Origin of the sequence: Haemophilus sputorum HK 2154 (assembly GCF_000287615.1) — a bacterium.
Taxonomy (GTDB): Bacteria; Pseudomonadota; Gammaproteobacteria; order Enterobacterales; family Pasteurellaceae; genus Haemophilus_A; species Haemophilus_A sputorum.
The window spans coordinates 60,175-66,255 of the sequence record NZ_ALJP01000012.1 but is presented as its reverse complement, the minus strand read 5'-3'; the positions used below and the strand labels follow the sequence as shown (position 1 = coordinate 66,255).

Here is a 6,081-nt window from a genome sequence, read left to right as displayed (position 1 = left end):
AAAAATAGAATCAAATGAATAATTTGACGGTTCGCAGAGCCGAAAATCTGCAATCAAATATGATTTTTATTGAGAGAAGGAGAAAAAAGATGTTGTTAATTTTAGATGTAATTGCGGTATATCTTATCATCAAAGTATTGGAAGTTTTTGTATGGCCTAGAGTAGATTCATATTTGAAAAAAAACACAGAAAAAGGAGGAATTATGGAACGTATCAATGCATTTTTAGATGCGTGGTATAAAACACACAACTGACGAATGTCAGCGGTTTGGCAAGCCGAAAATTGCTTAATGTGCGGTTATTTTTCATTGATTTTAACGGAGTACACAATGCAAACCACCCGCCACAAATATCTTATTGCCTATGATATTGCCGATAGCAAACGACTTTACCAAGCCCATAAAAAAGTAGAAGCCTTTGCTATTGGAGGACAAAAATCTTTTTATGAATGCTGGCTAACTGAACATGAAATGATGAAATTTAAGCAAGAAGTGAATGCTTTAATTGACCCATGTGATGACCGCGTTTTTATTTTTCGAATTCCGGATAATGTTGAACCTATGTTGTTTGGTAAGGCTCAATTACAATCTATTTCCCCATTTATGTTGGTTTAGGAGGCGTTATGTCTAGCTTATATATTGACCGCAAAGGCACAGAAATTAAATTAAGTGGTGAGGCTTTGGTTTGTTACGAGAATGGCGAGCGGGTTGGTACCATTCCTCTTGCTCCGATCGAACGAATTTACCTTAAAAGTGATGTAACCGTACAAGCTTCTTTACTTGCTAAATTAGGTGAAAAAGGTATTGGCATTATTTTTCTCTCTGGTAGAAAAAATACCCCCACACTTTTCCTTTCTCAACCACATAACGATGCTTTTCGCCGTTTAAGCCAATATGAATTGGCAAAAAACGAACCTTTTTGCTTAGCTTTTGCAAAAAAATTGATGCTGCTAAAATGTGTAACGCAGAAAAATTGGCTTTGGCAAGCCTCAAATGCACGTTTAGATAAACGTGCCCAATTAGTTTCAAAAGCGGTCGAATTAGACGGATTAATTGCGAAAATCAATGAACAAACTAATCTTGCATCATTGCGTGGTATTGAAGGCAGAGCTGCTGGGGTTTATTTTACCGCATTAAGCCTCTATCTTCCGCCTGCATTACGTTTTGAAGGAAGAAATCGCCGCCCACCTCGTGATCCTTTCAATGCAATACTTTCTTTAACTTATACGCTTATTCATTCGGAAGCGATACTCGCCATTTACGGGGCAGGTCTTGATCCTTATATTGGGTTTTATCATGCTTTAGATTTTGGGCGGGAATCTTTAGCTTGTGATTTAATTGAACCACTTCGCCCATTGATTGATAACTGGTGTTTAGGTCTATTTCGTCAAGAAATTTTGCGAGAAGCCTATTTTTCAACCACACAGGAAGGTTGCATTTTAGGCAAAACAGGGCGAGTACAATTTTATAAAGCTTATGAACAGGCAGTAAATCTTTGGCGTAAAATGCTGACTGAAAATAGCCAAGATATCGTGAATTTAATTAAACAAGCCGATTTAGTTTGTAGTCCACAACGCAAAGAGAGTGAAGCGAAAGCTTTCTCTGGCTTCCAAGAAAAGCAGTGGCAGCATTTATTAGAACATTATTATTTTAACCAACAAACCATGTTGCAAGACGTTATCTTTCAATTTTAGGAGAAGGTATGCAATATTTAATTGGCTATGACATCGCAAATCCAAAACGATTACAAAGAATTTATCGTCGAATGATTAATTTTGCTACGCCTATTCAATATAGTGTTTTTTTATTTGATGGTTCAGAAAAATTACTTAACAAATGTTTGGATGAGGTAATGACTATTTTCGATAAAAAAGAAGATGACTTACGCATTTATCCTTTACCGAGCAATAGTGCTCAATGGCGATTAGGGAAATCTTGTTTACCGGAAGGGATTATTTGGACAGCGATGCCAACTAATTTGACATATAATGCTAGCTAATTGCCCAAAATTTGGTAAAATGATCCACGTTTTCGACCGCTTGATGAGTAAATGAAATGTTAAATATTGTACAACATTTGAGCAAATCAAGACCCAACTATCTAAGTCTCGGAAAAAGTTGGGAAGTGGCTCTGGCAAGCCTTGTGCTGCAAGGCTTTAAGACCCCACTACGGTCGTAAGACATTGCCCTGTTCCAAAGGGATTGAGACCAAAACCAGTATCGGCAAAGATTGCTTTTAATGTCGTAAGACATTGCCCTGTTCCAAAGGGATTGAGACTCGAACATCTCCTGTAATGTAGTTTTTAAAGCCTTGTCGTAAGACATTGCCCTGTTCCAAAGGGATTGAGACTTTAGCGCGCGTTCAATCATAAACTTTTTATTGTCGTAAGACATTGCCCTGTTCCAAAGGGATTGAGACCCTCAAATCTATCCATATAAACAGCAGTTTTGTGTCGTAAGACATTGCCCTGTTCCAAAGGGATTGAGACTCCGTGACTGGGTCAAGATGAGCGACTCCATCGGTCGTAAGACATTGCCCTGTTCCAAAGGGATTGAGACGTAAGACTACACCTAAAGATGCCACAGTAGCTACAGTCGTAAGACATTGCCCTGTTCCAAAGGGATTGAGACATCACTTTACATGGTATAGTAATAATAAAGTCATCGTCGTAAGACATTGCCCTGTTCCAAAGGGATTGAGACATTTTTTGCCTTTATAATTAGTAAGGCGTAGATGTCGTAAGACATTGCCCTGTTCCAAAGGGATTGAGACACCTTATCGTGGTTTTAGTGCACTACCTTGTGGAGTCGTAAGACATTGCCCTGTTCCAAAGGGATTGAGACAAACGTAAAGCTGCATTAACGGCTAAAGCTTGTAGTCGTAAGACATTGCCCTGTTCCAAAGGGATTGAGACCAAACAAATCAGTAAGCTAAATGGTGAAAGTAGTGTCGTAAGACATTGCCCTGTTCCAAAGGGATTGAGACAGAAGATCGACATTTTCTTAGCTTGTTGCATATGTCGTAAGACATTGCCCTGTTCCAAAGGGATTGAGACACTATATCCAAGATGGTGTCAATCTCTATAAGGGTCGTAAGACATTGCCCTGTTCCAAAGGGATTGAGACCACCGAATTCATGATGGTTTTTAAGTTTGTAGAAGTCGTAAGACATTGCCCTGTTCCAAAGGGATTGAGACTGCACCCCCGAATCCTTCTGCACGACGCGCTGTCGTAAGACATTGCCCTGTTCCAAAGGGATTGAGACCACTAATCCGGCTTTTAGTTTATCATCAACCATCATGTCGTAAGACATTGCCCTGTTCCAAAGGGATTGAGACAAACGTAGTCGTTACCAACCCAACCTTCTTTACGTCGTAAGACATTGCCCTGTTCCAAAGGGATTGAGACATAGGTGTAGTTACGCAAATTTCGTTACTTAAAGGGTCGTAAGACATTGCCCTGTTCCAAAGGGATTGAGACGTGCTTTGAGTTTTCGTTATCATATTGAAAATTAGTCGTAAGACATTGCCCTGTTCCAAAGGGATTGAGATGTAGAATAGTTAAGGTTCAAAGCCTCTTTTAATGTGTCGTAAGGCATTGCCCTGTTCCAAAGGGATTGAGACATGATGGTGTTTTGTACATTAGCTGGCACATTAGAGGTCGTAAGACATTGCCCTGTTCCAAAGGGATTGAGACGTTCTTGGCGCTCACGTTCTTGGCGTTCAATATCGGTCGTAAGACATTGCCCTGTTTCAAAGGGATTGAGACTCTTGGCAATAAAACTGTACTACATACGGATTTGTCGTAAGACATTGCCCTGTCAGAAAGGGATAGAAAAAGGAAACCCCAGTTAAAGAAACTGGGGTTTTTCAATTTTTATAATCTGATTTTTAATGTGTTTATTTATATTGATAAATATTGAGAGAAATTTTTTGTATATAAGAAATTGGTGTAAAACGTAAAAATAGAATGATAGAAAAGAAAGGGATTTGAAGTTGGTCCCCCCTGCCGGACTTGAACCAGCGACCAAGCGATTATGAGTCGCCTGCTCTAACCACTGAGCTAAGGGGGGAAAGGTGGCGGAATTATAGAGAAATTCCGCTCTGAAGTCTATAACTGCGCCTTTGGTCGTTGCAAAATTAACCGTTTTCACGTGGCTGCAGCAGAGAAAGCAGATCAACGGCAATTTTCAGATTATCTGTTTTTTGTACGCGTTCTACTTCCGCTAATAACGCAATGCCTTCTGATAGGCTCCATTGTGTTGGCATTGGTGCGTAATGTGCAAAAAAGGCATCAAAATCGACCGCTTGTTGGCTAAATAAACCCAATAAAAGCTGTTGGAAATTTTGTTGGCGTAAGCAGCTTGGTACTGCTGAGATAGCTAAGCAGGTCTCTGAATGTAGTTGTTTTTCTTGAATCTGAAAGCCGATTGCTGACAGTGCTTGTTGGTGTTGTTTCCATTGCAATGCTTGTGTTTCATTTAACCGAATAGAAAGTGGAATAAGCAAGGGTTGGCTCTCATTTTTTGCCAGTTGAGCTTGCCATTTTGCCAGAACGAGATCTGCAAGCGGTATTAAATAAAAAGCCTCATTTTCTTTGAGTAATAAAGCTTGATTTCCTACAACGGCAAGCACTTGTGTTTGTGCGTGGTGTGCAGAATAAACATTTGTTGCAGGCGCTTCCTCTTCCACAGAAGACGTAGGTTCAGCTTGGGCGATAATCGTTGGTGCTTGATGCACGGTTTCTAATGGTGGTGCAACAATAGGAGCTGAGTGTTCGCTTTTTTCGGTTTCGCCGGTATTCACTAATGCTTCATACCAACGTTGGGCAGATTGGCTTGAACCGCCAGATTTTGCAAAACGTGGCGCAAATTTCACCGCTTGTGAAGGTGCTGATGTTGGTTCATTTTGTGAGAAGCCCGCAAAAACATTCGCCCCTGCACTTAATCGGTTGGTGTCCGCTGCATAGCTTGGTAATGGTTCGTTAACCTCATTGGTTAGCGGTAAATCTTGTTGAGTTTCTAGCCCTTGTAGCACGCCTTGCAAAATAAAGTCGTGTACAAGCCGTGCCTGATGAAAACGGACTTCATGTTTAGCTGGGTGTACATTCACATCAACTTGCTGTGGGTTAATATCTAAAAACAGCACAAAAGCTGGATATTCCCCGGCTGACAAACATTCCCCATAAGCTTGGCGGATAGCGTGATTGATGGTTTTATCGCGCATCATGCGTCCATTGACGTAGCTATAACAAAGATCGTTTTGTGCGCTCGTAAATTGCGGTGAACCAATCCAACCATGCAAATGCAAATCCCCATGCTGCCAGTCAATATGATTGGCATGCGCAATAAACTCATCTCCACAAATTGCTGCCACACGGCGTTGCTGTTGTTCGACAGAATTATCTTGCACTTTGCGATATTGACGTACTACTTTGCCATTATGAGTCAGAGTAAAACTCACATTCGGTTTTGCCAGCGCAATACGGCGCACGACTTCATCAATATGCCCAAATTCAGTTTTATCGGTTCGCAAAAATTTACGGCGTGCGGGGGTATTGAAAAAGAGATTTGCCACTTCTGTTGTAGTACCAACAGGGTGTGAGGCTGGTCGGATTTCAACTGCCATTTCACGCCCTTCGGCATAAGCCAGCCAAGCTTCTGCTTGCCCTTCAGGACGAGAAGTCAGTGTTAAGCGAGAAACTGAACTGATACTCGCCAGCGCTTCGCCACGAAAACCAAGACTTAAAATCATCTCTAAATCTTCTAAGCTCGCAATTTTACTGGTGGCATGACGGGCGAGTGCAAGCGCTAAATCTTGTTTGGCAATTCCACAGCCATTGTCTCGAATACGAATCAGCTGAGCGCCACCTTTTTCAATATCAATTTGAATTTGGTTAGCGCCAGCATCCAGACTGTTTTCCACCAACTCTTTTACGACTGAAGCGGGGCGTTCAACCACCTCGCCAGCAGCGATTTGGTTAGCCAGTTGTGGAGGGAGAATTTGAATTAAATGTGATTCGCTCATAATCAAGAAAATAGGTCAAAATTGGCGATATTTTAGCAAATTTGCACCAATTATAAA

Annotated in this window: 5 protein-coding genes, 1 tRNA gene and 1 CRISPR repeat array; of the genes, 4 read left to right on the top strand and 2 right to left on the bottom strand. The window is 41.1% G+C overall.

The window, feature by feature from the left end; all coding sequences use genetic code 11:
• Positions 1-89: 89 nt before the first annotated feature.
• From HMPREF1128_RS10315 to cas2 (HMPREF1128_RS07325), 4 genes are all read left to right on the top strand, one after another.
• A complete protein-coding gene (locus tag HMPREF1128_RS10315; protein WP_007525819.1) occupies positions 90-254 on the top strand; it encodes a hypothetical protein in 165 nt (54 codons plus the stop codon).
• A gap of 75 nt (positions 255-329) precedes the next feature.
• Entirely contained in the window at positions 330-614 is a 285-nt protein-coding gene (gene cas2 / locus HMPREF1128_RS07335; RefSeq protein ID WP_035530353.1) for a CRISPR-associated endonuclease Cas2, read from the top strand.
• A gap of 8 nt (positions 615-622) precedes the next feature.
• Positions 623-1,693, top strand: coding sequence for a CRISPR-associated endonuclease Cas1 (gene cas1, locus HMPREF1128_RS07330; RefSeq protein WP_007525841.1), 1,071 nt, complete (start codon positions 623-625; stop codon positions 1,691-1,693).
• An 8-nt stretch (positions 1,694-1,701) separates the two neighbouring features.
• Complete coding sequence (cas2, locus tag HMPREF1128_RS07325) at positions 1,702-1,998, top strand: CRISPR-associated endonuclease Cas2 (protein WP_007525897.1); 297 nt, start codon at positions 1,702-1,704, stop codon at positions 1,996-1,998.
• A 172-nt stretch (positions 1,999-2,170) separates the two neighbouring features.
• A CRISPR array of direct repeats spans positions 2,171-3,836; the repeat unit is 37 nt; unit sequence GTCGTAAGACATTGCCCTGTTCCAAAGGGATTGAGAC.
• A gap of 158 nt (positions 3,837-3,994) precedes the next feature.
• Here the strand turns inward: cas2 (HMPREF1128_RS07325) and HMPREF1128_RS07320 are convergent.
• A tRNA-Ile gene (locus HMPREF1128_RS07320) sits at positions 3,995-4,070 on the bottom strand.
• 67 nt (positions 4,071-4,137) lie between these two features.
• Positions 4,138-6,024: a DNA mismatch repair endonuclease MutL gene (gene mutL, locus HMPREF1128_RS07315; RefSeq protein ID WP_007525851.1), complete on the bottom strand. Its 1,887-nt coding sequence runs from the start codon at positions 6,022-6,024 to the stop codon at positions 4,138-4,140.
• Between the last annotated feature and the right edge of the window lie 57 nt (positions 6,025-6,081).

What these genes read in the sequence shown, in the direction of transcription:
- mutL (WP_007525851.1), bottom strand. Translation starts at nt 6,024, where the DNA reads ATGAGCGAATCACATTTAATTCAAATTCTCCCTCCACAACTGGCTAAC.
- cas2 (WP_035530353.1), top strand. Translation starts at nt 330, where the DNA reads ATGCAAACCACCCGCCACAAATATCTTATTGCCTATGATATTGCCGAT.
- cas2 (WP_007525897.1), top strand. Translation starts at nt 1,702, where the DNA reads ATGCAATATTTAATTGGCTATGACATCGCAAATCCAAAACGATTACAA.
- HMPREF1128_RS10315 (WP_007525819.1), top strand. Translation starts at nt 90, where the DNA reads ATGTTGTTAATTTTAGATGTAATTGCGGTATATCTTATCATCAAAGTA.
- cas1 (WP_007525841.1), top strand. Translation starts at nt 623, where the DNA reads ATGTCTAGCTTATATATTGACCGCAAAGGCACAGAAATTAAATTAAGT.